The organism is Paraburkholderia sp. 32 (genome assembly GCF_050435345.1).
GTDB classification, from domain to species: domain Bacteria; phylum Pseudomonadota; class Gammaproteobacteria; order Burkholderiales; family Burkholderiaceae; genus Paraburkholderia; species Paraburkholderia tuberum.
Genome location: NZ_JBNDKD010000003.1, coordinates 1,010,957 through 1,036,219 on the forward strand (window position 1 = coordinate 1,010,957; position 25,263 = coordinate 1,036,219).

The 25,263-nt window shown below is 64.0% G+C and carries 20 protein-coding genes; 7 read left to right on the top strand and 13 right to left on the bottom strand.

Annotated features, from left to right (window positions below):
• Positions 1-126: 126 nt before the first annotated feature.
• The 7 genes from hscB to OKW26_RS27335 all read right to left on the bottom strand — a co-directional run bounded on the left by hscB (position 127) and on the right by OKW26_RS27335 (position 4,570).
• Positions 127-654: a Fe-S protein assembly co-chaperone HscB gene (gene hscB, locus OKW26_RS27305; RefSeq protein ID WP_090800792.1), complete on the bottom strand. Its 528-nt coding sequence runs from the start codon at positions 652-654 to the stop codon at positions 127-129.
• A 137-nt stretch (positions 655-791) separates the two neighbouring features.
• Complete coding sequence (gene iscA / locus OKW26_RS27310) at positions 792-1,115, bottom strand: iron-sulfur cluster assembly protein IscA (RefSeq protein ID WP_090800794.1); 324 nt, start codon at positions 1,113-1,115, stop codon at positions 792-794.
• A 78-nt stretch (positions 1,116-1,193) separates the two neighbouring features.
• Entirely contained in the window at positions 1,194-1,607 is a 414-nt protein-coding gene (gene iscU / locus OKW26_RS27315) for a Fe-S cluster assembly scaffold IscU (protein WP_090800797.1), read from the bottom strand.
• Positions 1,608-1,679: 72 nt separating this feature from the next.
• A complete protein-coding gene (locus OKW26_RS27320) occupies positions 1,680-2,903 on the bottom strand; it encodes an IscS subfamily cysteine desulfurase (RefSeq protein ID WP_429355761.1) in 1,224 nt (407 codons plus the stop codon).
• 83 nt (positions 2,904-2,986) lie between these two features.
• Positions 2,987-3,517 (bottom strand): Fe-S cluster assembly transcriptional regulator IscR, encoded by a 531-nt coding sequence (iscR, locus tag OKW26_RS27325; protein ID WP_018417524.1) that lies wholly within the window; start codon positions 3,515-3,517, stop codon positions 2,987-2,989.
• Positions 3,518-3,680: 163 nt separating this feature from the next.
• Positions 3,681-4,178: a low molecular weight protein-tyrosine-phosphatase gene (locus tag OKW26_RS27330; protein ID WP_018417523.1), complete on the bottom strand. Its 498-nt coding sequence runs from the start codon at positions 4,176-4,178 to the stop codon at positions 3,681-3,683.
• Positions 4,179-4,330: 152 nt separating this feature from the next.
• Positions 4,331-4,570: a hypothetical protein gene (locus OKW26_RS27335; RefSeq protein WP_184067533.1), complete on the bottom strand. Its 240-nt coding sequence runs from the start codon at positions 4,568-4,570 to the stop codon at positions 4,331-4,333.
• 275 nt (positions 4,571-4,845) lie between these two features.
• On the opposite strand from OKW26_RS27335, the gene OKW26_RS27340 reads away from it, so the two are divergent.
• Complete coding sequence (locus OKW26_RS27340) at positions 4,846-5,373, top strand: hypothetical protein (RefSeq protein ID WP_184057336.1); 528 nt, start codon at positions 4,846-4,848, stop codon at positions 5,371-5,373.
• Positions 5,374-5,468: 95 nt separating this feature from the next.
• Here the strand turns inward: OKW26_RS27340 and OKW26_RS27345 are convergent, their stop codons facing one another.
• Together OKW26_RS27345 and OKW26_RS27350 are read right to left on the bottom strand one after the other, a co-directional pair.
• Positions 5,469-6,884, bottom strand: coding sequence for a lactate utilization protein B (locus tag OKW26_RS27345; RefSeq protein WP_429355762.1), 1,416 nt, complete (start codon positions 6,882-6,884; stop codon positions 5,469-5,471).
• Positions 6,885-6,995: 111 nt separating this feature from the next.
• Positions 6,996-7,718 carry a (Fe-S)-binding protein gene (locus OKW26_RS27350; RefSeq protein WP_429355763.1) on the bottom strand — a complete coding sequence of 241 codons (723 nt, stop codon included), beginning with the start codon at positions 7,716-7,718 and terminating at the stop codon, positions 6,996-6,998.
• A gap of 178 nt (positions 7,719-7,896) precedes the next feature.
• Here OKW26_RS27350 and OKW26_RS27355 point away from each other — a divergent pair, with 178 nt between their 5' ends.
• Positions 7,897-8,727, top strand: a complete 831-nt coding sequence (locus OKW26_RS27355) for an IclR family transcriptional regulator (protein ID WP_090800805.1) — start codon at positions 7,897-7,899, stop codon at positions 8,725-8,727.
• Positions 8,728-8,870: 143 nt separating this feature from the next.
• Here the strand turns inward: OKW26_RS27355 and pbpG are convergent, their stop codons facing one another.
• Positions 8,871-10,061, bottom strand: a complete 1,191-nt coding sequence (pbpG, locus tag OKW26_RS27360) for a D-alanyl-D-alanine endopeptidase (protein ID WP_429355764.1) — start codon at positions 10,059-10,061, stop codon at positions 8,871-8,873.
• A gap of 745 nt (positions 10,062-10,806) precedes the next feature.
• Here pbpG and OKW26_RS27365 point away from each other — a divergent pair.
• A complete protein-coding gene (locus OKW26_RS27365; protein WP_013089827.1) occupies positions 10,807-11,382 on the top strand; it encodes a phasin family protein in 576 nt (191 codons plus the stop codon).
• A gap of 325 nt (positions 11,383-11,707) precedes the next feature.
• Here OKW26_RS27365 and lpdA read toward each other — a convergent pair whose 3' ends face one another.
• From lpdA to aceE, 3 genes are all read right to left on the bottom strand, one after another.
• Entirely contained in the window at positions 11,708-13,486 is a 1,779-nt protein-coding gene (gene lpdA, locus OKW26_RS27370; protein WP_187612683.1) for a dihydrolipoyl dehydrogenase, read from the bottom strand.
• Between the two features lie 131 nt (positions 13,487-13,617).
• On the bottom strand, positions 13,618-15,276 hold the full coding sequence (aceF, locus tag OKW26_RS27375; RefSeq protein ID WP_184057350.1) for a dihydrolipoyllysine-residue acetyltransferase: 1,659 nt from the start codon (positions 15,274-15,276) through the stop codon (positions 13,618-13,620).
• 83 nt (positions 15,277-15,359) lie between these two features.
• Positions 15,360-18,056, bottom strand: coding sequence for a pyruvate dehydrogenase (acetyl-transferring), homodimeric type (aceE, locus tag OKW26_RS27380; RefSeq protein ID WP_184056410.1), 2,697 nt, complete (start codon positions 18,054-18,056; stop codon positions 15,360-15,362).
• Positions 18,057-18,331: 275 nt separating this feature from the next.
• Here aceE and fixL point away from each other — a divergent pair, with 275 nt between their 5' ends.
• The 4 genes from fixL (at position 18,332) to OKW26_RS27400 (ending at position 25,220) form a co-directional block, all read left to right on the top strand.
• A complete protein-coding gene (gene fixL, locus OKW26_RS27385) occupies positions 18,332-20,848 on the top strand; it encodes a PAS domain-containing sensor histidine kinase (protein WP_221309019.1) in 2,517 nt (838 codons plus the stop codon).
• Complete coding sequence (gene fixJ, locus OKW26_RS27390; protein WP_429355765.1) at positions 20,845-21,489, top strand: oxygen response regulator transcription factor FixJ; 645 nt, start codon at positions 20,845-20,847, stop codon at positions 21,487-21,489. The genes fixL and fixJ overlap by 4 nt, the downstream gene beginning before the upstream one ends.
• Before the next feature lie 444 nt (positions 21,490-21,933).
• On the top strand, positions 21,934-22,797 hold the full coding sequence (folD, locus tag OKW26_RS27395; protein ID WP_184057354.1) for a bifunctional methylenetetrahydrofolate dehydrogenase/methenyltetrahydrofolate cyclohydrolase FolD: 864 nt from the start codon (positions 21,934-21,936) through the stop codon (positions 22,795-22,797).
• A 317-nt stretch (positions 22,798-23,114) separates the two neighbouring features.
• A complete protein-coding gene (locus OKW26_RS27400; RefSeq protein ID WP_429355766.1) occupies positions 23,115-25,220 on the top strand; it encodes a M3 family metallopeptidase in 2,106 nt (701 codons plus the stop codon).
• Positions 25,221-25,263: the final 43 nt, after the last annotated feature.

The following is a 25,263-nucleotide window of genomic DNA, read 5'->3' on the forward strand; positions in this document are numbered from 1 at the left end:
TCGCGTTGCTGGGGTGATGCCGCGGCTCGCGGCCGCTCTGGCTTTTTTGTTTGTCGCTTACTACGTCGCTGCCTACTGTTGCTGCTTAACCGCGCCGCGCTTTTGCGCGCGTCGCACGAAAGCGCGCTAGCCTTCGAGCCGCTCGATCTGGGCATCGATTTCCGACGCGACGCGCTCGATGAACATCAGCTGCCGCACCGCCTCGCCCGCCGCCTGATTCGCGCCGTGATCGAGCGATGCGCCGAGCTTGTCGAAGCGCCGACGCTCCTCGTCGCGCAACTCGATGAGCAGCGCGTCGAGCGCGTCGACGTTCTTCGCCGCGGCCGCGTCCTCGATGTTCTCGCGCCACTCCATCTGCTGCATCAGGAACGCGGGCTCCATCGCCGTGTTGTTCTCCGCGCCGACGTTGATGCCGCGCAACGACAGCAGATAGGTCGCGCGCTTGAGCGGATCGCGCAGCGTCTGATAGGCCTCGTTCGCGCGCGTCGCCCACTGCATCGCGATGCGCTTTTGCGCATCGCCGGCCGCCGCGAAGCGATCCGGATGCACCTGCGCCTGCACGGTGCGGTACGCGTGATCGAGCGTGCTCGCGTCGAGCGCGAATTGCGCCGGCAGACCAAACAGATCGAAGTGGCTGTCGTTCAGCGAGGCCATCGGATTAAAGTCCGTTGATGAAAACTGGTATGGAGAAGTCGGGCCTTGTCAGGCGTGACCGGTTCAGTGGAGCGCGGATCAAACTAAAAAGGCGGCCCGCGCCGCCTTTTATCCGCCGCACGCGGAAGGTAACGAATCTAGACGCGGAACGACTCGCCGCAGCCGCATTCGTCTTTCACGTTCGGGTTGTTGAACCTGAAGCCTTCGTTCAGCCCTTCGCGTGCGAAGTCGAGCTCGGTGCCGTCGATATACGCGAGACTCTTCGGGTCGACGACGACCTTCACGCCGCCCGTCTCGAACACCTGATCTTCAGGCGCGACTTCGTCCACGTACTCGAGCTTGTAGGCGAGGCCCGAGCAACCGGTGGTGCGCACGCCGACGCGCAACCCGATGCCCTTACCGCGGCGGGTCAGATACTTCTGGACGTGCTGTGCTGCCTTTTCGGTCAACGTAATTGCCATAACGTTTCTCAGTTGCCAGAGCGCGCGGCGCGCGTGTCCGCGCCGCGCTCACCGGTTACTCCGTTCTTACCCTGTTGCTCAGGCGGCCTTGCCGTCTTCGGCAAGCGCTGCTTCGCCGTGGCGCTGCTTGTAGTCGGCGACCGCTGCCTTGATCGCGTCTTCCGCGAGGATCGAGCAGTGGATCTTCACCGGCGGCAGTGCCAGTTCTTCGGCGATCTGCGTGTTCTTGATCGACATCGCCTGGTCGAGCGTCTTGCCCTTCACCCATTCGGTGACGAGCGAGCTCGATGCGATGGCCGAGCCGCAGCCGTAGGTCTTGAACTTCGCGTCTTCGATGATGCCGTCCGCGCCGACGCGGATCTGCAGCTTCATCACGTCGCCGCAGGCCGGCGCACCGACCATGCCGGTGCCGACCGTGTCGTCGTCCTTCGCGAAGGAACCGACGTTGCGCGGGTTTTCGTAGTGGTCGAGGACCTTGTCGCTATAAGCCATGATTACACTCCTTGATTCGTTTCAACCTGCAATGCGATGAACGTTCGATGTCCGCTTCGTCCAGCCGGCGCGTCAGTGCGCGGCCCACTGGATGGTCGACAGATCGATCCCGTCCTTGTGCATTTCCCACAGCGGCGACAGATCGCGCAGCTTGGAAATCTTCGACTTCAGCAGGTTGATCACGTAGTCGATTTCCTGCTCGGTCGTGAAGCGTCCCACCGTGAAGCGGATCGAGCTGTGCGCGAGTTCGTCGTTGCGGCCAAGCGCGCGCAGCACGTACGACGGCTCCAGCGACGCCGATGTGCACGCCGAGCCCGACGACACCGCGACGTCCTTCACCGCCATGATCAGCGATTCGCCTTCGACGAAATTGAAGCTGATGTTCAGGTTGTGCGGCACACGCTTTTCCATGTCGCCGTTCACATACACTTCCTCGATTTGCGACAGGCCTTTCAGCAGCCGGTCACGCAGCATGCGGATGCGCTCGTTTTCGGTCGCCATCTCTTCACGCGCGATACGGAACGCTTCACCCATGCCGACGATCTGGTGCGTGGCGAGCGTGCCCGAACGCATGCCGCGCTCGTGACCGCCGCCGTGCATCTGCGCCTCGATACGGATACGCGGCTTGCGACGCACGTAAAGCGCGCCGATGCCCTTCGGGCCGTAGGTCTTGTGCGCCGAGAACGACATCAGGTCGACCTTCAGCTTCTGCAGATCGATCTGGATCTTGCCCGTGGCCTGCGCCGCGTCGACGTGGAAAATGATGCCCTTCTCGCGCGTGATCTCGCCAATCGCCTCGATGTCCTGGATGACGCCGATCTCGTTGTTGACCGACATCACCGACACCAGAATCGTCTCCGGGCGCAGCGCCGCCTTGAACGCGTCGAGGTCGATCAGACCGTCGTCCTTGACATCCAGATAGGTGACTTCGAAGCCTTCGCGCTCGAGCTCGCGGGTGGTGTCCAGCACCGCCTTGTGCTCGGTCTTCACCGTGATGATGTGCTTGCCCTTGCTCTTGTAGAAGTGCGCGGCACCTTTCAGAGCGAGGTTGTCCGACTCCGTCGCACCCGAGGTCCAGATGATTTCGCGTGGGTCGGCGTTCACGAGCGCGGCCACCTGCTCGCGCGCTTGCTCGACTGCGCGCTCGGCGGTCCAGCCATAAGCGTGACTACGCGACGCGGGATTGCCGAACTGCTCGCGCAGATACGGGATCATCTTGTCCACCACACGCGGATCGATCGGCGTCGTGGCGCTGTAGTCCATGTAGATGGGCAGATGGAGAGAGTCGTTATTCATCAATTGCTCCGGGGACGTCATGTGCTCTGGCTTCTGGGTTCGATATGGGGCTGCGGCGAGGGTTTTCTTTTGCGTGCCGCGCTTCACGAACCGGCCATGTTGAAAACGGAATTGGGACCCTTGGGCGCCACGCGCACGGGTTCGACCGCCGGCGCGTCGTTGCGCCTGTCGCGCAGCACGGCCGGCGTGCCTTCGCGCGAACGCTGCTGATCCACCAGATCCTTCAGCGAAACCGAATCGAGGTATTCGACCATTTTCTGGTTCAGCGTCGACCACAGCTCATGCGTCATGCAGTGGCCGTCGTGCTGCTTGGTGCCTTCGCATGTGCCCTTACCACCGCACTGGGTGGCGTCGAGCGGTTCGTCGACCGCGATGATGATGTCGGCTACCGTCACCTCTTCGGCACGGCGCGCGAGATTGTAGCCACCGCCCGGTCCGCGCACGGATTCGACGATTTCATGACGGCGCAGCTTGCCAAACAGCTGCTCGAGATACGACAGGGAGATGTGTTGGCGCTGGCTGATACCCGCAAGCGTCACCGGGCCCTGCTCCTGGCGCAGCGCCAGGTCGATCATCGCCGTGACGGCGAAACGGCCTTTCGTGGTGAGTCTCATATGATGTGGGAACCGCAATTCTCGACAAGTTTGGTCAAGTATAAATACATGAGCGATTTAGTCAAGTATGGGCGGTAAATTTTGTGTCATTCGCTTAATTGATCGCCATACGTCGACGCCGCGCCCCCACCCGTGTGGTGCGTCTGCGTTCTTCGCCCGATGCCTACGCGAGCAACTGCGGGCGCAGCGCGGCGATCAGCCCGCGGCAGGCTGCTTCGCATTGATCGAGCACCAACTCGAAGCCTTCCGCGCCGCCGAAATACGGATCGACAACCTCTCGCGCGCCGCTCCAGCGGCCATCCGACTCAGGCACGAACTCCATCAGCAGACGGATCTTGTCGCGCTGTGCGGGCGGGCACAGTTGACGCAACGCGGCGACGTTTCGGTCGTCCATGGCAATCAGCAGATCGAAGCGCTCGAAGTCCGCGACCGTGATCTGGCGGCCGCGCAGCGCGTCGAGCGCATAGCCGCGCTGGCGGGCCGCGTGTTGCGCGCGTTCGTCGGGCGCCGCGCCGATGTGCCAATCGCCGGTGCCGGCCGAATCGATCAGGATGCAGTCCGCAAGCTTCGCCTCGTCGACCAGATGACGCATCACGCCCTCCGCCGTCGGTGAACGGCAGATATTCCCGAGGCAAACGAAACAGATGGACACAGTTTTCATCAGGGATTTTCGACGCCCGAGGCGCCGCGCGTGAGGTCGTCAGACAGTCAGCGGACTGCGCCGCGATTATACAAATCTCGACAGATTCGCGCCGAGCGGGGCGCAGCCAGCAAGATCAGCGGCTTCGGAGCGTCGCGGTCCGCCGCGCCGGCTTACGATGCCTCGGCGAGCGGCGTCGCCGTGGCTGCACGCATCGGCTTGGCCGGCAATGCCGACGCCGTGTCGATCATGCCGTACGACACCGCGCGTGCGAGTTCGGCGGTCAGATGGTTGGCGTCGAGCGGCATCTGCGAAGCGCGCGAAGCGGTTTGGCCGTTGACGTGCAGAAAGGCGAGCACCGCGAGCGGTACAACGATGGCTAGGGGCCAGTACACCGATATTGTCTTTTTCATGATGTGTTTTTCAATTAGGGGCGCATGAGCTTATGACGCACTATGCCCTAACGAAATGCTATAGGAATTCACAATCGGGAAAAAGCGGCCCGCGCGAGATAGATCGTTGCTTGATACGAAACAGTCAATTGACACCTCTTTCGGGAACGAGTGGCGCATCGCTGGCACACAAAAGTGAAGCTTACAAATGCATACAAAGCCGCCGCGACGGACGGCGACAATCACGGTCTTATTCTTACCCTTACATTTCTTTGCACTGGCATCGGTCCCACAAAATGAAACGCATTGCACCTCTCGCTGGCCTGGTGGCCGCCGCGCTGCTCGGCGGCTGCGCGGTCTATCCGGACGGCACGCCGATGTACGGCAACGGCTACGGCGCCTATAGCGGCTACAACGGTTATGACGATTCCGCATACGCGCCGGGTGCCGCGGTCGTGCCGCAAACCAATGTGTACCTCGGCTACGGCGATTACGGTCCGGGACGCTACTACGGCCCGGCGCCGGGCTCTGGCTATCGCGGCTATCCGGATCGCGGTCATCCGAACGACAACGACTGGCACCACGGCGATCACGGCAACGGACATGGCAACAATGGCGGCGGTCCTGGACAACCGCACGGCGGCCCGCCGCCGCAGGGCGCAGCGGGCGGTCCGCACGGCCCTGGTGGTGCCAATGGCGGCCCGCACCCCGGCGCGGGCGGCCCGCCGCCGGGCCACCCGCAAGCCGGCAACGGCGGTGGACGAGGCAACGATTCGGGGAGAAATGCGCCCGCGCGTCAGCCGGGGCAGATGACCGAACATTGAAGACGGAGCGGCGCTGAAGCATCCCGCCGGCTTCTTCGCCCATTTCGACGGCTGCGCGAGCGCGCAGCCGTCAAACCAATCCCAATGCCGCCCGCTCAGCCAATATGGCTGCGCTGCGCGGCATACAACTCGCGGAACGTACGCCCCACCGGCGCCGGCATGTCGCGCGTATCGGTCCAGCCCGCGCCGCCGAGCGGCAGTTTGGCGATCGACCGATTGCGCCCACCCATGCGCTCCAGCACGCGCACGGCGAGTTTGGTAAAGAGCGCATAGGCATCGGGATGCAGCGCGAACCAGCCCCACAGCGCCAACCCGGCGCGCTCCTTCCACGGCCGCAGGTGTCGCTCCATCTGCTTTTCGCGCAGCTTGCGCAACAGATCGGACAGCGGGATACCGACCGGACACACGCTATTGCATTCGCCGCATAACGTCGCCGCTTGCGGCAGGTCGAGCGCCTTGTCGATGCCGACATAGCTCGGCGTCAGCACCGACCCCATCGGCCCCGGATAGACCCAGCCATATGCGTGCCCGCCGACCTTCTGATACACCGGGCAATGGTTCATGCACGCGCCGCAGCGGATGCAGCGAAGCATCTCCTGGAAGTCGCCGCCGATCAGCCCTGTGCGGCCACCGTCGACGAGCACCACGTACATATGCTCGGGCCCATCCTGATCGCCCGCGCCGCGCGGCCCGGTCAGCATCGAAAAATAGTTCGAGGTGGCCTGGCCGGTTGCCGAACGCGGCAGCAGGCGCATAGCCGTCGCGAGATCCTCGAGCGTCGGCAGCACCTTCTCGATGCCGGTGACAGCGACATGCACGCGCGGCATCACCGTGCACATACCTTCGTTGCCCTCGTTGGTCACGAGCGCGACCGAGCCCGTTTCCGCGATGATGAAATTGCCGCCCGTCACGCCCATGTCCGCGCTCAGAAAATGCGGCCGCAGCATCTCGCGCGCCTCACGCGTCATGTCGGGAATCTCGGTGAGCCGCGGCCGGCCGTGCGTCTTCGCGAACAGATCGGCGATCTCGTCCTTATCCTTGTGAACGACCGGCGCGATGATGTGGCTTGGCGGCTCGTTGTCGTTGATCTGCAGGATGTATTCGCCGAGGTCGGTTTCGATCGACTGCACGCCCATCTGCCCGAGCACTTCGTTCAGACGCATTTCCTCGGTGACCATCGACTTGGTCTTGATCACCTTCTTCACGCCGTGCTTGCGCGCAATGTCGCCGACGAGCCGCGCGGCCTCCTGCGTGGTCTCCGCGAACAGCACAGTCACGCCGCGCCGGGTCGCCTCGCGCTCGAAGGTTTCGAGCCACACGTCGAGATTCTCGAGCGCGCGATCACGGCGCTCCTTGAGCGCGGCCCGCGTCGCGGGGAAATCGATCGCGGTCATCGCGCTCGCGCGCGCCGACACGAACTTCGTGGAGAGCTTGGTCAGGTTCTGCTGCAGGCGCTGGTCGGCGAGTTTCTGACCGGCGCGAGCCTTGAACTGCATCGATTGGACTTGCATGGCGGCCCTGATGAGATCGGATTGAAACGCGCGGCGCATTCGCGCCCGACGCAATGCATGACAGACAAGATAAACGTGACGCGAACAAAGGCGGTGTTCGCCGCGCGGGGATTACACGTCGCCGGCCAGCACCTGTGCGATATGCAGCACGCGCGTCGTCGAGTCACCGTTGCGGCGCAGCCGCCCTTCGATATTCAACATGCAGCCGAGGTCGCCGAGCACCACCGCACCGGCGCCGCTCGCGGCGATGTTCGCGCACTTTTCGTCGACGATCGCGGTCGAGATATCGCCGTATTTGACCGCGAAAGTGCCGCCGAAGCCGCAGCAATGCTCGCAGCCTTTCATCTCGGTGACCGCGACGCCGACCTGCGCGAGCAGTTCGCGCGGCTGTTCCTTGACGCCCAGTTCGCGCAAGCCCGAACACGAGTCGTGATAAGTCACCTGTCCCGCGAACTCGCCCGGTTGCAACTGCACCTTCGCGACGTTGACGAGGAAATCCGTCAGCTCGAACACCTTGCCGCGCAGGCGGCCGAAACGGTTCATCAGCTCGGGATCGTCGCGGAACAGGTCGCCGTAGTGCGCGCGGATCATGCCGCCGCACGAGCCCGACGGCACCACCACATAGTCGAACTGTTCGAACTCGCGCAGCGTTTTCTCGGCAAGGTCGCGCGCGAGGTGGCGGTCTCCCGAGTTATACGCAGGTTGCCCGCAACAGGTTTGCGCGGGCGGCACTACGACCTCGAAACCGGCGCCTTCGATCAGCTTGATGACGGAGAAACCGATCTCGGGACGCATCAGGTCAACGAGGCAAGTGACGAACAATCCGACTCGCATGAGCCCTCCTTGCGGGGAAACGTCCCTGATTATCCGCTGTTTGCCGGTGCAATACCAACGGCCGGAAGGCATAGGAAGCACGCCGCGCCGGATTCGAAGCGCGCCTCGAAGCGTTCGCTTTTTTCACAATACGAGATACAATCAGTTTTCGCTGTTTGACGCATCCACCGATTCTCATATGAGCGATACGAACCCGGATCCCAAAACTTCGATCCAGGTGATCGAACGCATGATGCGCCTGCTCGACGCACTGGCGGCGCATAGCGACCCGGTCAGCCTGAAAGAACTGGCCATCCGCACGGAGCTGCATCCATCCACCGCGCACCGCATCCTGAACGATATGGTGATGTGCCGGCTGGTCGACCGTTCAGACCCCGGCACCTACCGTCTTGGCATGCGCCTGCTCGAACTGGGCAATCTCGTCAAGGCGCGCCTGTCGGTGCGCGACGCGGCGCTCACGCCGATGCGCGAGCTGCACCGCGAGACCGGGCAGACCGTGAACCTGTCGGTGCGTCAGGGCGACGAAATCGTCTATATCGAACGCGCGTATTCGGAGCGCTCGGGCATGCAGGTGGTGCGGGCGATCGGCGGGCGCGCGCCGCTTCATCTGACCTCGGTCGGCAAGCTGTTCCTCGCGGCCGACGAAGCCACCCGCGTGCGTGCCTACGCAACACGCACCGGTCTGTCGGGCCACACGCAGAACAGCATCACCGATCTCGCGAAACTCGAGCGCGAGCTGTCGCATGTGCGCCAGCAGGCCTGCGCGCGCGACAACGAGGAACTGGAGTTGGGCGTGCGCTGCATCGCCGCCGGCATCTACGACGATACCGGCAAGCTGGTCGCGGGGCTGTCGCTGTCGGCGCCGGCCGATCGTTTGCAGGATTCATGGCTCGGGCAGTTGAGCCAGACCGCGTTGATGATTTCGGAATCGCTCGGCTACCGGCCGCAGCCACAGCAGGACCATGCGCACGGCGGGCACGGCTCACATGGCTCGCATGGCCAGCATTAGTGAAGGGGGCGGCCGCCCAACCGCCGTTGCACCCTTTGCCCTCCCGCCGGCGCCATGAAAAAAGCCTCGCATCCGCGAGGCTTTTTCTTTGCACGTCAGCTGCAGCCGGACTGACTACCACCGGCTGAGTATGCGTTGCTGCATCAGGTACCCGGACCGCCGGCATCGGCGCTCGTGATACGCGGCTGGTCGCCGCCGTTGTCGAGCCACGTACGCAGACGCGTCGCGTCCGCGAAACGCGAGTACTTGCCCGACGAATCGAGCAGCACCAGGATCATCGGCCGGCCGTGGATGGTCGCCTGCATCACGAGACACTCGCCCGCTTCGTTGATGAAGCCGGTCTTCTGCAGACCGATGTCCCACGTCGGGTTGCGCACCAGCGCGTTCGTGCTGTTGTACGCGAGCGTGCGCTTGCCGGTGTACACCTCATAGCTGTGATCGGTCGAGAACTTGCGGATCAACGGGTACTGATACGCCGCGTTGACCATCTTCACGAGATCGCGCGCGCTCGACACGTTCATGCTCGTCAGACCGGTCGGGTTCTCGAAGTGCGTGTCGTTCATGCCGAGCTGCCTGGCCTTCGCGTTCATCGCCGCGAGGAACGCCGGACGGCCGCCCGGGTAGTAGCGCGACAGCGCCGCCGCCGCGCGGTTTTCCGACGCCATCAGCGCAATGTGCAGCATGTCCTCGCGCGACAGCACCGAGCCCACCGACAGACGCGAACCGGTGTTCTTCTCGTAGTCGCGGTCTTCGTCGGTGACTTCGATCTGATCGGTCATCGGCTCTTTCGAATCGAGCACCACCATCGCCGTCATCAGCTTGCTGATCGATGCGATCGGTACCACCGCGCGCGAGTTCTTGTCGAACAGCGTCTCGCCGCTGTTCTGGTCGATCACATAGGCGACGCTCGAGCGCAGCATCAGCGCGTCCGGCGTCTCGTGCAGACCAAATGCCTGGCCGACGCTCGGCTGGCGCGGCTCGTACGCGACGCGTCGCATCACCGAACGGTGTCGGCCGTTCGCCGTGAACGTGACGCGCTTGCGTTTGACGACGGCGTGCGGGGCATCTTCATCCGCCGCAGCGGCTTTCACGGCCTCACCCTTGCCGGCTTTCGCCGCATGGCTCGGCACCTTTCCGGTGGCGGCCGCCTGCGCCGGCTTCCTGGCAGTTTTAGCGTGTTTGGAAATTTTTGCGGATGCAGCAGACGTAGCTGCAAAAGTGCTGACAGGCGTAGCGAACGCCGTTGCGACGGCCAGCGAGACGGCCACCGACAGAGCGGTGCTGCGCGCCGCGCCGTGGAGCACTTTTAGCGACGAAAACATGTCGGTTTTCATGGGTGTTCGATAGGGAGCGGCGAGAGGTTTCCGCAAGTGTAGTAAAGCAACGAAAAATTAGCAATTTGAAGCACTTATACGCGCTCCTTAAACCGGCTTGTCAGCTCCGATCGCGAAAACACGAATAAGTGCCGCGCCTCGATCGAAAAAAACGATCGTCGCCAGCAAGCCTCGCCATCGCCGCCCGGCCCAATCGAGCAGATCATTGCAGGATAACGGCAATTTTGAGACAACCTTGATTCGGGGAAATACTGTCAGAGCACAGGCGGAAACTACCGCGCCGCGCCATGAAGGCGTTGCGAGCGTGCGACGGACTTTTTTAAGTGTCCGACGAAAGTCGCTAACGCGCGTTCGACTGCCATCGTTCTTTAACGTTCCTTGTCATCTTGTGGTTTACATCGAATTGATGATGATCGGTCTTTCAGGGGCGAATCGCTGCCACACGGAAAAATAATCTCCCGACGGCCTGCTGAACGGTTGGTTTATGTCGCACCAGCACGGTGCAACGAGCAATCGTTCCGCGTCATATTAATGACATGCCTACTGTATAACCTATTGTTTTGTCGGCATTTTCTTAACATTGTGCAACGCACAAAAAACGCTTGACATTCCTTGTGGGCATCCTAAAATGGGAACCATTGCTGCGATGCACAAAACATCGCGGTCCGGGGAGACAATGAATCTGCGTCTCGCCACCCACCCAATGCGGTCCGCACAGACCGGCCGCAATCCAGGAGCGTAAACCATGACTCTGCTGACCCCTGAGCAATTCGCCGCAGCCCAGAAAGCCAACTTCGAAACCCTGTTCGGCCTGACGACCAAAGCATTTGAAGGTGTCGAAAAGCTGGTCGAACTGAACCTGCAAGTTGTGAAGTCGACGCTCGCCGAAAGCCAGGAAAATGCCCAACGCGCGCTGTCCGTGAAGGACGCGCAGGAACTGCTGGCACTGCAAGCAAGCCTCGCGCAGCCGGTGGCTGAAAAGGCGCTGTCGTATGGCCGCCATGTGTACGAAATCGTTTCGGCAACGCAGGGTGAATTCACCCGCGTCGCGGAAGCGCAATTCGAAGAGCAAAACCGCAAGGTTCAGGCGCTCGTCGAAAACGTCGCCAAGAACGCACCGGCCGGTTCGGAAACCGCTGTCGCCGTGATGAAGTCGGCTATCACCGCCGCCAACACCACGTACGAAACGGTCCACAAGGCAACCCGCCAGGCTGTCGAAATCGCCGAAAGCAACTTCAACGCAGCTGCAACGGCCGCTTCGAAGGCAGCTTCGCAAGCCGCTGCGCAAGCATCGCGCGCCGCCGCCAAGAAGGCCGTCTAAGCTTCACGCGTCAACGCGCAAGGCTTTATGCCTCGCGTCGTCTTTCACGCCGGCCCAGCCTATGCGCTGCGCCGGCGTTATCGCAAGCAACAGCGTCGTGCCGTTGCCGCTTATACGGTTTGATGAGCCGAACGCTCCGATACGTTGCAATGACGTATCGTTTGCCCGGCCGCCAAGCCGGGATTTTTTTGGCCGCCACTGGCCGCCACGAAAACAGAAACGGCGCGCTCCGCCATGGAGCGCGCCGTTTTTCTTTGCCGTACGGCTCGACCGGCTTTGCCGCGCCCGCATGTCGTCATGCAGGCGCGGCGCACCGCGTTACTCGTTACTTCTTCTTGACGGGCGGCAGATCGGTACAGACGCCTTCATACAACTCGGCCGCCATGCCGATCGATTCGCCGAGCGTCGGATGCGGATGGATCGTCTTGCCGATATCCGTTGCGTCCGCGCCCATCTCGATCGCGAGACAGACTTCGCTGATCAGGTCGCCCGCATTCAGACCGACGATACCGCCGCCGATCACGCGATGCGTTTCCTCATCGAACAGCAGCTTCGTGAAGCCCTCGTCGCGACCGTTGGCGATCGCGCGACCCGATGCGGCCCACGGAAACACCGCCTTGCCGAACTTGACGCCTTCGGCTTTCAGCTGGTCTTCCGTCTTGCCAGCCCAAGCCACTTCCGGATCGGTGTAGGCCACCGACGGAATCTGCAGCGCGTCGAAGTACGCCTTCTCGCCATGCGCGGCTTCCGCCGCCACGTGGCCTTCGTGCACGGCCTTGTGCGCGAGCATCGGCTGACCGACGATGTCGCCGATCGCGAAGATGTGCGGCACATTCGTGCGCTGTTGCCTGTCGACTTCGATGAAGCCGCGATCCGTCGCCGCGACGCCGGCCTTTTCCGCGCCGATCCGCTTGCCGTTCGGCGAGCGGCCGACGGCCACCAGCACGAGGTCGTAGCGTTGCGGCTCGGCCGGCGCCTGCTCGCCCTCGAACGACACGTAGATGCCGTCGTCCTTCGCTTCGGCGGCGATGGTCTTGGTCTTCAGCATCACGTTCGCGAAACGCTTGCTGTTGTACTTCTCCCAGACCTTGACCAGATCGCGGTCCGCGCCGGCCATCAGGACGTCGAGCATTTCGACCACGTCGATGTTCGCGCCGAGCGTCGAGTACACGGTCGCCATTTCGAGACCGATGATGCCGCCGCCGATCACGAGCATGCGCTGCGGAATCTGGCGCAGTTCGAGCGCGCCGGTCGAATCGACGACCCGCGGATCTTCCGGAATGAACGGCAGCTTCACCGCTTCCGAGCCCGCTGCGATGATCGCCTGGTTGAACCTGACGACCTTCTTGCCGCCCTCGGTCTGCACTTCCATGTGGTTCGGATCGACGAACGCACCCGTACCGACCACCACTTCGACCTTGCGCGCCTTCGCCATGCCGGCGAGACCGCCTGTCAGCTTCTTGACCACGCCGGACTTGAAATCGCGCAGCTTGTCGAGATCGATCTGCGGCTTGCCGAACGTGATGCCGTGCGCGGCAAGATCAGCCGCTTCGTCGATGACGAGCGCGGTGTGCAGCAGCGCCTTCGACGGGATGCAGCCGACGTTCAGACACACGCCGCCGAGCGTCGGATAACGCTCGACCAGCACGGTCTTCATGCCGAGGTCGGCGGAGCGGAACGCGGCCGAATAACCGCCGGGGCCCGAACCGAGCACGAGCATGTCGCACTCGATGTCGGCGCTGCCCGAATAGCTGCCGGCTTGCGCAGCCGCTGCGGCGGCCTTCGGCGCCGCAGCGGCAGGCGCCGGCGCGGGAGCCGCCTTCTCGGGCGCTTTCGGCTCCGCAGCGGCCGCAGCCGCGCCGCCCGCCGTTGCCTCGACGAGCGCGATGACCGTGCCCTGCGAGACCTTGTCGCCCGGCTTGATACGCACTTCCTTGACGGTGCCGGCGGTATCGCTCGGCACTTCCATCGACGCCTTGTCGGATTCGAGCGTCAGCAGCGACTGCTCTTTTTCGATGGTGTCGCCCGGCTTGATGTTGACTTCGATGACGTCGACGTCCTTGAAGTCACCGATGTCCGGCACTTTTACTTCGACGAGACTCATGGTGTCCCCTTCTCTTATTGATCGATGATGAGCGGCGCCTTCGACGCGCACAGCGCACGCGAACGCGCGGACGGCGCGACGCGGATCGGTCGAAACCATCCGCGCCCGCGCCGGCGGACCTCACCAGCCGGTCAAAGAATCACACGCCGGAAATCGGCAAGAATCGAACCGAGGTATGCGTTGAAGCGCGCGGCTTCCGCTCCGTCGATCACGCGATGGTCGTACGACAGCGACAGCGGCATGGTCAGGCGCGGCTCGAACTGCTTGCCGTCCCACACCGGCTTCATCGCGCTGCGCGACAGGCCGAGAATCGCGACTTCAGGCGCATTGATGATCGGCGTGAAGTGCGTGCCGCCGATACCGCCCAGCGACGAGATCGAGAAGCAGCCGCCCTGCATCTGGTCCGGCTTCAGCTTGCCCTCGCGCGCGGCCTTCGACAGGTCGGCCATTTCCTTCGCGATGTCGACGAGGCCCTTCTTGTCCGCGTCGCGAATCACCGGCACCATGAGGCCGTTCGGCGTGTCGGCGGCAAAACCGATGTGGTAGTACTGCTTGAACACCAGGTTGTCGCCGTCGAGGCTCGCGTTGAAGGTCGGGAATTTCTTCAGGGCCGCCACGCAGGCCTTGATCACGAACGCGAGCATCGTGAACTTGACGCCCGCCTTCTCGTGTTCCTTGTTCAGCTTGACGCGCAGCGCTTCGAGCTCGGTGATGTCCGCTTCGTCGTTGTTCGTGACGTGCGGGATCATGACCCAGTTGCGATGCAGGTTCGCGCCCGAGATCTTCTTGATACGCGACAACGGCTTCGGATCGATCGGACCGAACTTCGTGAAGTCGACCTTCGGCCACGGCAGCAGATTCAGCTCGCCACCGCCGGCGGCCGGCGCGGCCGCACCAGCCGGCGCCGCGCGCTGGCCCGTCATCACGCCCTTCACGAACGCGGTCACGTCGGCCTGCGTAATGCGGCCCTTCGGACCGGTGCCCTTCACCTGGCCGACGTCCACCCCGAGTTCGCGCGCGAACTTGCGCACCGACGGCGACGCATGGCTCGGATGACGCGAGCCGCCTTCTCCAGCCGGGATCAGCGGCGCCTGCGCGAGCGCGGACGGCGCGGCCGGTGCCGGGGTCGGCGTGGCCGGCGCGTCGAACGGCTTTTCAGTCGGCGCCTTCGCGGCCGGTGCCGGCGCGGGTGCCGGGGCAGCGCCGCCTTCCGCTTCGATCACGACGATGACCGAGCCTTCCGACACGGTATCGCCAACCTTCACCTTCACTTCCTTGACGACGCCGGCGGCCGAGCTGGGCACATCCATCGTCGCCTTGTCGGATTCGAGCGTGACGAGCGACTGTTCCTTCTCGACACGATCGCCGACCTTCACCGCGATCTCGATCACGGGAACGTCTTTGTAGTCGCCGATATCCGGCACCTTGATTTCCTGCACGCCACCGCCTGCTGCCGCGGGTGCGGGCGCCGCAGCGGGAGCTGCCGCCGGCGCAGGAGCAGGAGCCGGTGCGGCAGCCGGCGCGGGCGCCGCGGCAGCGGCAGCGGCGTTGGCGCCTTCCAGCACGATGATCAGCGTGCCTTCGGACACCGCATCGCCGACCTTGACCTTCACTTCCTTGACGACGCCGTCGGCCGAGCTCGGCACATCCATCGTCGCCTTGTCGGATTCCAGCGTAACGAGCGATTGCTCTTTTTCGACGGTGTCACCCGCCTTCACCAGCACCTCGATCACAGGGATGTCCTTGTAATCGCCGATGTCCGGCACCTTGACTTCGATCGCTTGACTCATTGTTAGTGTCTCCTGGGCCGCGCACGCCGCCGGCCCCTCGCGACGAGGAGCAAGCGCGTGCATCGTGGCACACGGGTGATGCCTTAGACGGTCATCGGGTTGGGTTTGGCGGGATCAAGGTTGTACTTCTTGAGCGCCTCGGCGACCACCTTGCGTTCGATCGTGCCTTCGTCCGCCAGCGCGTTCAGAGCGGCGACCGTGACCCAGTAGCGATCGACTTCGAAGAAGTGACGCAGCTTCTCGCGCGTGTCCGAACGGCCGTAGCCGTCGGTGCCCAGCACGACGAACTTCTGCGGCACGAACGCGCGGATCTGCTCGGTCAGCGCGCGCACGTAGTCGGTCGATGCGATGACCGGACCCGGCGCATCCTTCAACAGCTTCTCGACGTGCGACAGCTTCTTCTCTTCGGTCGGGTGCAACAGGTTCCAGCGCTGCACTTCGTGACCTTCGCGCGCGAGCTCGGTGAAGCTCGGCACGCTCCACAGGTCGGCGTTGACGCCCCAGTCGTTTTTCAGCAGGTCGGCCGCGGCGATCACTTCGTTGAAGATCGTGCCCGCGCCCATCAGCTGCACGTGCGGCGCCTTTTTATCGGCTGCGGTCTTGCTGAACGAGTACATGCCCTTGATGATGTCGGCCGCCACGGTCTCGCCCTGCGGGATCGCCGGGTGCTCGTAGTTCTCGTTCATCACGGTGACGTAGTAGTAGACGTCTTCCTGGTCGGCGACCATGCGGCGCAGACCGTCCTGCACGATGACCGCGAGTTCGTAGCCGAACGTCGGGTCGTAGCTGATGCAGTTCGGCACCGAAGCCGCCCACATCAGCGAGTGGCCGTCTTCGTGTTGCAGGCCTTCGCCGTTCAGCGTCGTGCGGCCCGCCGTGCCGCCCAGCAGGAAGCCGCGCGAGCGCATGTCGCCAGCGGCCCATGCGAGGTCGCCGATGCGCTGGAAACCGAACATCGAGTAGAAGATGTAGAACGGGATCATGATCTCGCCGTGCGTCGAGTACGACGTCGCGGCCGCGATCCAGTCGGCCATGCCGCCGGCTTCGTTGATGCCCTCCTGCAGGATCTGACCGGTCTCCGACTCACGGTAGAACATCAACTGGTCGGAATCTTCCGGCACGTACTTCTGGCCGTCCTGATTCCAGATACCGATCTGACGGAACAGACCTTCCATGCCGAACGTACGCGATTCATCCGGCACGATCGGCACGACGCGCTTGCCGAGCGTCTTGTCCTTCAGCAGGATGTTCAGGATCCGCACGAACGCCATCGTCGTGGAGATCTCGCGGCCTTCGCCCGTGCCCTTCAACAGCGGCTCGAATGCCGACAGTTCCGGCACCGGCAGCGACTCGGCCTTCTGACGACGCGCCGGCAGATAGCCGCCCAGGTCCATGCGCTTCTGGCGCATGTATTCGAGTTCCTTCGAGCCTTCCTCGAACGTCAGGTACGGCACGTCGACGATCTGCTCGTCCGTGATCGGCAGACGGAACTGGTCGCGGAACTTCTTCAGCTGCTCCACCTGCATCTTCTTCTGCTGGTGGGTGATGTTCATCGCCTGGCCGGCTTCGCCCATGCCGTAGCCCTTGATCGTCTTCGCGAGGATGACGGTCGGCTGGCCCTTCGAATTCGTCGCTTCCGTGAACGCCGCGTAGATCTTGTGCGGATCATGGCCGCCGCGGTTCAGATTCCAGATGTCGTCGTCGGACCAGTCGGCGACCAGCGCCTTCAGCTCCGGCGTGTTGAAGAAGTGTTCGCGCACGAACGCGCCCGACTCCGACTTGTACGTCTGGTACTCGCCGTCGACGACTTCCATCATGCGGCGCATCAGCGCGCCTGACTTGTCGCGCGCGAACAGCGCGTCCCAGCGGCTGCCCCAGATGACCTTGATCACGTTCCAGCCGGCGCCGCGGAATTCGCTTTCGAGTTCCTGGATGATCTTGCCGTTGCCGCGCACCGGACCGTCGAGACGCTGCAGGTTGCAGTTGATCACGAACACGAGGTTGTCCAGACGCTCGCGGCCGGCCATGCCGATCGCGCCGAGCGATTCCGGCTCGTCCGTTTCGCCGTCGCCGAGGAAGGCCCAGACCTTGCGGCCGTCGGTCTTCGCGATGCCGCGCGCCTGCAGGTACTTCATGAAGCGCGCCTGGTAGATCGCCATGATCGGGCCCAGGCCCATCGACACGGTCGGGAATTGCCAGAAGTCCGGCATCAGCCACGGATGCGGATACGACGAGATGCCCTCGCCGCCGACTTCCTGGCGGAAGTTGTCGAGCTGCTTGTCGGTCAGGCGACCGAGCAGGAACGCGCGCGAGTAGACACCCGGCGACGAGTGGCCCTGCACGAACACGAGGTCACCGCCGTGCTCGGCCGACGGTGCGTGCCAGAAGTGGTTGTAGCCGACGTCGTACAGCGTGGCGGCCGATGCGAACGACGCGATGTGGCCGCCGACGTTGGTTTCCTTGCCGGCGCGCAGCACCATCGCCATCGCGTTCCAGCGTGTGTACGAGCGGATACGGTGTTCGATGTCCTGGTCGCCGGGGTTCTTGGCCTGGCGCGCGACCGGAATCGTGTTGATGTAAGGGGTGTTAGCGGAGAACGGCAGATGTTCGCCGTGCACGCGTGCGAATTCGATCTGTTTTTCGATCAGGTAGTGGGCACGGTCAGGGCCTACTGCAGAAATCACGCCATCCAGCGCTTCCAGCCATTCGCCGGTTTCCTGGGGATCGTCGTCTTTATCGGCGGCGACATATTTCATGACTTCGTCGGGTACAGCGGACATGCTCGTCTCCTGGGTATGGGGAACGCACTTTGAACAGACGACGCGGACGCAGGAATGGCCGCGGCAGCTCCGGCCGATTGTAATAAGGGTCCCGACGTCAGCGCAACCAAATTTTCAAATTACGAGATCAATTCTCATAATGCGGAAAATTGCTGCGACGCAACCTGGTTTGACTGCCGATCGACTGATCCGCCGGCTAGTTTGCGCCGATTAACTGCACTTTCCGTGCTTTTTTGCGCCATTTGTCGGGGACGCGCTGAGCTACAATGCCACGCATGTTGACCGAACGGCTCTTCTCTCGCTCGGCGCGCACCGCGGGTTCGCCGGCGGATTCGTCGCCGTCCTCGCGCTGGCACCACGGACCCTGGTGGTCCAATTCCTATTTGCTGACGCCGCTCCTGTCGATCCTGGTGTTCCTGGTCGTCATGAGCCTGATTCTTTGGAGTCTGAACCGGCGCGAGCAGCAACAGCAGGAAGACACGCTGTACCGCAACGTCGCGTGGGCGCAGCAGCAGATCCGCCTGTCGATGACGGGCGCGCAAGAGCAGATCCAGGCACTCGCGCGCGACCTCGCCGCCGGCCATGCCGACGAGCATTCGTTCCAGGTGAGCACCACGGACATCATGCAGGGGCATCCTGAGATCCTCTACATGAACTGGTACACGGGCCAGCAGCAGCCGCGCTGGCCCAACGCCGCGCCGCCGGTGCTCGGCCAGCGGCTCGCGCGTCCGAACGACGCGCAGATGGACGAAGCTGTCAAGGCCGGCTTCGCCGAGGCGCGCAACACGCGCCGCCAGGTGTACTCGCCGCTCATCTACGACGACCTCGGCAACGGCTTCATCACGCTGCAAACGCCGATCTTCCGCGACCGCGATTTCCTCGGCACCATCGCCGCGGTGTTCTCGGTGGAAGGCATTCTGAAGCGCGACATCCCGCCCGAGCTGTCGGCCAAATACAAGATCTCGATCATCGACGCGAACAACCGCGAGTTGACCACCACGTCGACCCGCCCGCGCCTGCCGCGCGACATGTTCTACGACCTGCCGCTCGACCCGCCGGGCCAGGGCATTTCGGTGCGCGTGTACGCGTTCCCGCAGATCACCAACTTCACGAACAACACGCTGGTGTGGCTGGTGGCTGGCCTCTCCTGCTTCGTACTGTGGAGCCTGTGGAGTCTGTGGAAGCACACGCGCCAGCGCTTCGAGGCGCAGCAGGCGCTCTACGCGGAAGCGTTTTTCCGCCGCGCGATGGAAAACTCGGTGCTGATCGGCATGCGTGTGCTCGACATGCACGGCCGCATCACGCACGTGAACCCGGCGTTCTGCCGCATGACCGGCTGGGACGAAAGCGACCTCGTCGGCAAGAGCGCGCCGTTCGCCTACTGGCCGCGCGACGCCTACCCCGAGATGCAGCGTCAGCTCGACATGACGCTGCGCGGCAAGGCGCCCTCGTCCGGCTTCGAGCTGCGCGTGCGGCGCAAGGACAGCTCGACGTTCCACGCGCGGCTCTACGTGTCGCCGCTGATCGACAGCTCGGGCCGCCAGACCGGCTGGATGTCGTCGATGACCGACATCACCGAGCCGAAGCGCGCGCGCGAAGAGCTCGCCGCCGCCCACGAACGTTTCACGACCGTGCTCGAAAGCCTCGATGCGGCGGTGTCCGTGCTCGCCGCCGACGAAGCCGAGCTGCTGTTCGCGAACCGCTATTACCGGCATCTGTTCGGCATCCGCCCGGACGGCCACCTCGAACTCGCGGGCGGCGGCTTCGACGCCTCGCAGGCGTCGTCCGATTCGATCGACATGGTCGACACCTTCGTCGGCCTGCCCGCCGCCGCGCTGACCGAAAGCGCCGCCGACGCGCAGGAAATCTACATCCCCGGCATCCAGAAGTGGTTCGAGGTGCGACGCCAGTACATCCAGTGGGTCGACGGCCATCTCGCGCAGATGCAGATCGCGACCGACATCACGACCCGCAAGCGCGCGCAGGAACTCGCGCGCCAGCAGGACGAGAAGCTGCAGTTCACGAGCCGCCTGATGACGATGGGTGAAATGGCCTCGTCGCTCGCGCACGAACTGAACCAGCCGCTCGCCGCCATCAATAACTATTGCTCCGGAACCGTCGCACTGGTTAAATCCGGTCGAACGACGCCCGACAATCTGCTGCCGGTACTCGAAAAGACCGCGCAGCAGGCGGTGCGCGCCGGCATGATCATCAAGCGTATCCGCGAGTTCGTGAAGCGCAGCGAGCCGAAGCGGCAGGCCACGCGGGTCGCGGATATCGTCGCGGACGCGGTGGGTCTCGCCGAAATCGAGGCAAGGAAGCGGCGCATTCGCATCGTTACCGATCTGCGCTCGCGGCTGCCGGTGATCTACGTCGATCCGGTGCTGATCGAGCAGGTGCTCGTGAACCTGCTGAAGAACGGCGTCGAAGCGATGGCCGAAGCGCGCCCGAACGCGGTCGACCCGGTCATCCGCGTGGTCGTGCGACTGGAGAGCGGCTTCGTCTGCATCAGCGTCGTCGACCAGGGGCCCGGCGTCGACGAAGCGACCGCCGAGCGTCTGTTCGAACCGTTTTACAGCACCAAGTCCGATGGCATGGGCATGGGGCTGAACATTTGCCGTTCGATTATCGAATCGCACCGCGGCCGTCTGTGGGTGGTCAACAACGTCGAATCCGACGGCCACATCACGGGCGCCACGTTCCATTGCAGTCTGCCCATTGGGGAGCCTGACGGCCCGAGCAACGGCGGGTCCGAGGCGCCGATACCACAAACCGTTACGGGAGAGCTATGAACAGCCCAGTCATCACACAGGAAACCGTCTTTGTCGTCGACGACGACGAGGCCGTGCGAGATTCGCTGCGCTGGCTGCTGGAGGCGAACGGCTACCGCGTTCAGTGCTTCTCGAGCGCCGAGCAGTTCATCGACGCATGGCAGCCGCATCAGCATCCGGGCCAGATCGCGTGTCTGATCCTCGACGTGCGGATGTCCGGCATGAGCGGGCTCGAGTTGCAGGAACGCCTGATCGCCGACAACGCGTCGCTGCCGATCATCTTCGTGACGGGCCACGGCGACGTGCCGATGGCGGTGTCGACGATGAAAAAAGGCGCGATGGACTTCATCGAAAAGCCGTTCGACGAAGCCGAACTGCGCAAGCTCGTCGAGCGCATGCTCGACAAGGCACGCAGCGAAAGCACCAGCGTCCAGCAGCAGCGCGCCGCGGCCGAGCGCCTCGGCAAGTTGACCGCGCGCGAGCATCAGGTGCTCGAGCGGATCATCGCGGGCCGCCTGAACAAGCAGATCGCCGACGACCTCGGCATCAGCATCAAGACGGTCGAAGCGCATCGCGCGAACATCATGGAAAAGCTGAACGTCAATACGGTCGCCGATCTGCTGCGACTCGCGCTGTCGAACAAGCCGCAAACGGCGCAGTAACAGAGGCACGGGCGGCCCTTCGTTCGGAGGGGCCGTTGGTACGCAACCGCCACGCGTGGCGGTTGCGTCGCCGGTTCGCGACGGCCTGACCGACGCCGAGTCCCGCGTGCGGGTGGCGTGCGAGCGGCCTGCCCCGCCGCTCGCAGTGCGCTTCCTGGCCGCCACAGGGCCGCCGCCTCACATCCCGGACGCTCCCACGCGCGCCGCGCGCCCCGAATCCACTGCGAAAGCGCGCCCCCGCGCCGGTATAATGTCGGACTTCGCAGCGGCGCCTTGCCCGAACCGGCAGCGCGCCTGTCGCAGGGCGACGTGGCTCCGTGGCTCCGTCAGCCAGCCGAAGCACGCCGTCACGCGCCCCTCCGCGCGAGCGCTTCGCCCCGCCTGCCAAACCGTCTGTCCCGACCTGATTCCCGATCCCAATCTCGACCCAACGTTCGACCGACCATGACTGCCAAACTGATCGACGGCCTCGCCCTCTCCAAGACCCTGCGCGCCGACGTCGCGGCGCGCGCCGCCGCCCTGACCGCTCGCGGCCATCAGCCGGGCCTCGCCGTGATTCTGGTCGGCGCCAATCCGGCCAGCGAAGTGTATGTGCGCAACAAGGTGAAGGCCTGCCACGACAACGGCCTCGGCTCGTCGTTCGACCGCTATCCGGCCGATCTGCCCGAAGCCGACCTGCTCGCGCGCATCGACGAGCTGAATCGCGATCCGGCCATCCACGGCATTCTCGTGCAGCTGCCGCTGCCGAAGCACATCGACAGCCACAAGGTGATCGAGGCGATCGCGCCCGAGAAGGACGTCGACGGTTTCCACGTCGCCAATGCGGGCGCGCTGATGACGGGTCAGCCGCTGTTCCGTCCGTGCACGCCGTACGGCGTGATGAAGATGTTCGCGGCCTACGGCATCGATCTGAAGGGCGCGAACGCGGTCGTGATCGGCCGCTCGAACATCGTCGGCAAGCCGATGGCGCTGCTGCTGCTCGAAGCGGGCGCGACCGTCACGATCTGCCACAGCAAGACGCGCGATCTGGCCGCGCACACGCGCAACGCCGACGTCGTGGTCGCCGCGACCGGACTGCGCAACATCCTGACCGCGGACATGGTGAAGCCGGGCGCGACCGTGATCGACGTCGGCATGAATCGCGACGACGCCGGCAAGCTGTGCGGCGACGTCGACTTCGCGGGTGTCAAGGAAGTGGCCGGCCATATCACGCCGGTGCCGGGCGGCGTCGGCCCGATGACGATCACGATGCTGCTCGTCAACACGATCGAAGCGGCCGAGCGCGAGGCGGACGCGGCCAAGGCGTAACCGCCGGGCGGTGAGCGCGAGGCGGAGTGAGGCGACTCATCTGTCTCGTCCACCGGGTCATCACCCGCCCTTCTCTCTCGCAGAACCACCGCCTCCTTACCGCGTCGCCGGATCCCGCGGCCCACGCCCTGCCCCAACACGCGCCCAACGCGCCGCAACATCTGTTAATTTGTCAGCCGATGGATTGGAATCGGCGCCCCCCGCCCCAATAATGTCCGTAGCCGGTGCCGCCTGCGCCGGGCGTCGAGCGACCCAGCACGAGACGGCACGCGCAAGCGCCGCACCGCCCCCTTCACCCGCGTCAGACAGGAAGCCTTATGTCCACTACCGCCACGCATCAAGACAACCCGCTCCTCGATTTTTCCGATCTGCCGCGCTTTGGCTCCATCCGACCCGAACACGTGACGCCCGCCCTCGACGTGCTGCTCGCCGACGCGGCGGCCGCCGTCGAGCGTGCCGCGCTGCCGGCCACGCCCGCGTCGTGGGCCGACGTCGTCGAACCGGTCGAGCGCGCCACCGAGCCGCTGTCGCGCGCGTGGAGCGTGATCGGTCATCTCAATGCCGTCGCCGATACGCCCGAGCTACGCGCCGTGTACGGCGAAAACCTGCCGCGCGTGACCGAGTTCTGGTCGAGCGTCGGCCAGAATCTCGCGCTCTACGAGAAGTACAAGGCACTGAACGCCAGCGACGAGTTCGCATCGCTGAACGGCGAACGCAAGAAGATCCTCAGCAACGCGCTGCGTGATTTCCGTCTGTCGGGCGCCGAGTTGCCGGAAGACCAGAAGCCGCGTTTCGCCGAATTGCAGGAGCGCCAGGCGGCGCTGTCGAAGGCGTTTTCGGATCACGTGCTCGATGCGACCAACGCGTATGCGTACATCGTCGATGCGGGCAACGAAACGCAACTGGCGGGACTGCCCGAAGACGTGATCGAAGCCGCGAAGGAAGCCGCCGAGCGAGACGGCAAGACTGGCTACAAGTTCACGCTGCACTTCCCGTCTTATTTCCCGGTCATGCAGTACTCGGAAAACCGTCCGATGCGCGAAGCGATGTATCGCGCATACGTGACGCGCGCGTCCGAGCTCGGCGCGCAATACGGCAACGGCAAGACCGAGTGGGACAACACCCAGGTGCTCGCCGACGAACTGAAGCTGCGCGCCGAAGAAGCGCAGATGCTCGGCTACGGCAACTTCGCCGAAGTGTCGCTCGCGCCGAAGATGGCCGAATCGCCAGCGCAGGTAATGGCCTTCCTCGAAGACCTCGCGACGCGCGCGCGTCCGCATGCCGAGCAGGACTGGAAAGAGCTGCGCGAATTTGCCGCGAGCGAACTCGGCATGACCGATCTGCAGCCGTGGGACATGACGTTCGCCGCCGAGCGCCTGCGCCAGAAGCGCTATTCGTTCTCGGAAAACGAAGTGAAGCAGTACTTCCCGGAAGACGCGGTGTTCAAGGGCCTGTTCAAGGTCACCGAGACGCTGTTCGGCGTGCGCATCCGCCGCGACGAAGCGGCCGTCTGGCATCCGGACGTGCGCTTCTTCCGCGTCGAGAATCAGGACGGCGGCCTCGTCGCGCAGTTCTATCTCGACCTCTATGCACGCGAAGGCAAGCGCGGCGGTGCATGGATGGACGACGCGCGCGGCCGTCACAAGCTCGCGCATGGCGCGGTGCAAACGCCGGTCGCGTATCTGACCTGTAATTTCTCGGCGCCGGTCGGCGGCAAGCCCGCCTGCTTCACGCACGACGAAGTGATCACGCTGTTCCATGAGTTCGGCCACGGCTTGCATCACATGCTCACGCGCGTCGATGAGCTCGGCGTGTCGGGCATCAACGGCGTCGAATGGGATGCGGTCGAGCTGCCTTCGCAGTTCATGGAGAACTTCTGCTGGGAGTGGGACGTGCTGTCCGACATGACCTCGCACGTCGATACCGCGAAGCCGCTGCCGCGCGAGCTGTTCGACAAGATGCTCGCCGCAAAGAACTTCCAGAGCGGCCTCGGCACGCTGCGGCAGATCGTGTTCTCGATGTTCGACATGCAACTGCATACCGGCTTCGACGCGAACGGCGCGAAGAGCGCCAACGAACTCGCGCGCGAAATCAACGAACGCTTCCACGTCGTGCCGCAAGCGCCGTTCTCGCGTTGGCCGAATACGTTCAGCCATATTTTCGCGGGTGGTTACGCGGCCGGCTACTACAGCTACAAGTGGGCTGAAGTGCTGTCGGCCGACGCGTACGCGGCGTTCGAGGAAGCCGCGCAAGCCGTGGGCAGCGTGCTCGATCAGTCGACCGGCATGCGTTATCGTCGCGAGATTCTCGAAGTGGGCGGCAGCCGTCCGGCGATGGAATCGTTCAAGGCGTTCCGTGGCCGCGAGCCGAATATCGATGCGCTGCTGCGGCATAACGGCATGGCGCCGGGTGCCGCGCACTGAGCGATTGAAACGTCGCGATGATCGTTCGTTCGGCCCGGATGCG

Coding starts and splice junctions, on each gene's coding strand:
- hscB (WP_090800792.1), bottom strand. CDS start 654: ATGGCCTCGCTGAACGACAGCCACTTCGATCTGTTTGGTCTGCCGGCG.
- iscA (WP_090800794.1), bottom strand. CDS start 1,115: ATGGCAATTACGTTGACCGAAAAGGCAGCACAGCACGTCCAGAAGTAT.
- iscU (WP_090800797.1), bottom strand. CDS start 1,607: ATGGCTTATAGCGACAAGGTCCTCGACCACTACGAAAACCCGCGCAAC.
- OKW26_RS27320 (WP_429355761.1), bottom strand. CDS start 2,903: ATGAATAACGACTCTCTCCATCTGCCCATCTACATGGACTACAGCGCC.
- iscR (WP_018417524.1), bottom strand. CDS start 3,517: ATGAGACTCACCACGAAAGGCCGTTTCGCCGTCACGGCGATGATCGAC.
- OKW26_RS27330 (WP_018417523.1), bottom strand. CDS start 4,178: ATGAAAACTGTGTCCATCTGTTTCGTTTGCCTCGGGAATATCTGCCGT.
- OKW26_RS27335 (WP_184067533.1), bottom strand. CDS start 4,570: ATGAAAAAGACAATATCGGTGTACTGGCCCCTAGCCATCGTTGTACCG.
- OKW26_RS27340 (WP_184057336.1), top strand. CDS start 4,846: ATGAAACGCATTGCACCTCTCGCTGGCCTGGTGGCCGCCGCGCTGCTC.
- OKW26_RS27345 (WP_429355762.1), bottom strand. CDS start 6,884: ATGCAAGTCCAATCGATGCAGTTCAAGGCTCGCGCCGGTCAGAAACTC.
- OKW26_RS27350 (WP_429355763.1), bottom strand. CDS start 7,718: ATGCGAGTCGGATTGTTCGTCACTTGCCTCGTTGACCTGATGCGTCCC.
- OKW26_RS27355 (WP_090800805.1), top strand. CDS start 7,897: ATGAGCGATACGAACCCGGATCCCAAAACTTCGATCCAGGTGATCGAA.
- pbpG (WP_429355764.1), bottom strand. CDS start 10,061: ATGAAAACCGACATGTTTTCGTCGCTAAAAGTGCTCCACGGCGCGGCG.
- OKW26_RS27365 (WP_013089827.1), top strand. CDS start 10,807: ATGACTCTGCTGACCCCTGAGCAATTCGCCGCAGCCCAGAAAGCCAAC.
- lpdA (WP_187612683.1), bottom strand. CDS start 13,486: ATGAGTCTCGTCGAAGTAAAAGTGCCGGACATCGGTGACTTCAAGGAC.
- aceF (WP_184057350.1), bottom strand. CDS start 15,276: ATGAGTCAAGCGATCGAAGTCAAGGTGCCGGACATCGGCGATTACAAG.
- aceE (WP_184056410.1), bottom strand. CDS start 18,056: ATGTCCGCTGTACCCGACGAAGTCATGAAATATGTCGCCGCCGATAAA.
- fixL (WP_221309019.1), top strand. CDS start 18,332: ATGTTGACCGAACGGCTCTTCTCTCGCTCGGCGCGCACCGCGGGTTCG.
- fixJ (WP_429355765.1), top strand. CDS start 20,845: ATGAACAGCCCAGTCATCACACAGGAAACCGTCTTTGTCGTCGACGAC.
- folD (WP_184057354.1), top strand. CDS start 21,934: ATGACTGCCAAACTGATCGACGGCCTCGCCCTCTCCAAGACCCTGCGC.
- OKW26_RS27400 (WP_429355766.1), top strand. CDS start 23,115: ATGTCCACTACCGCCACGCATCAAGACAACCCGCTCCTCGATTTTTCC.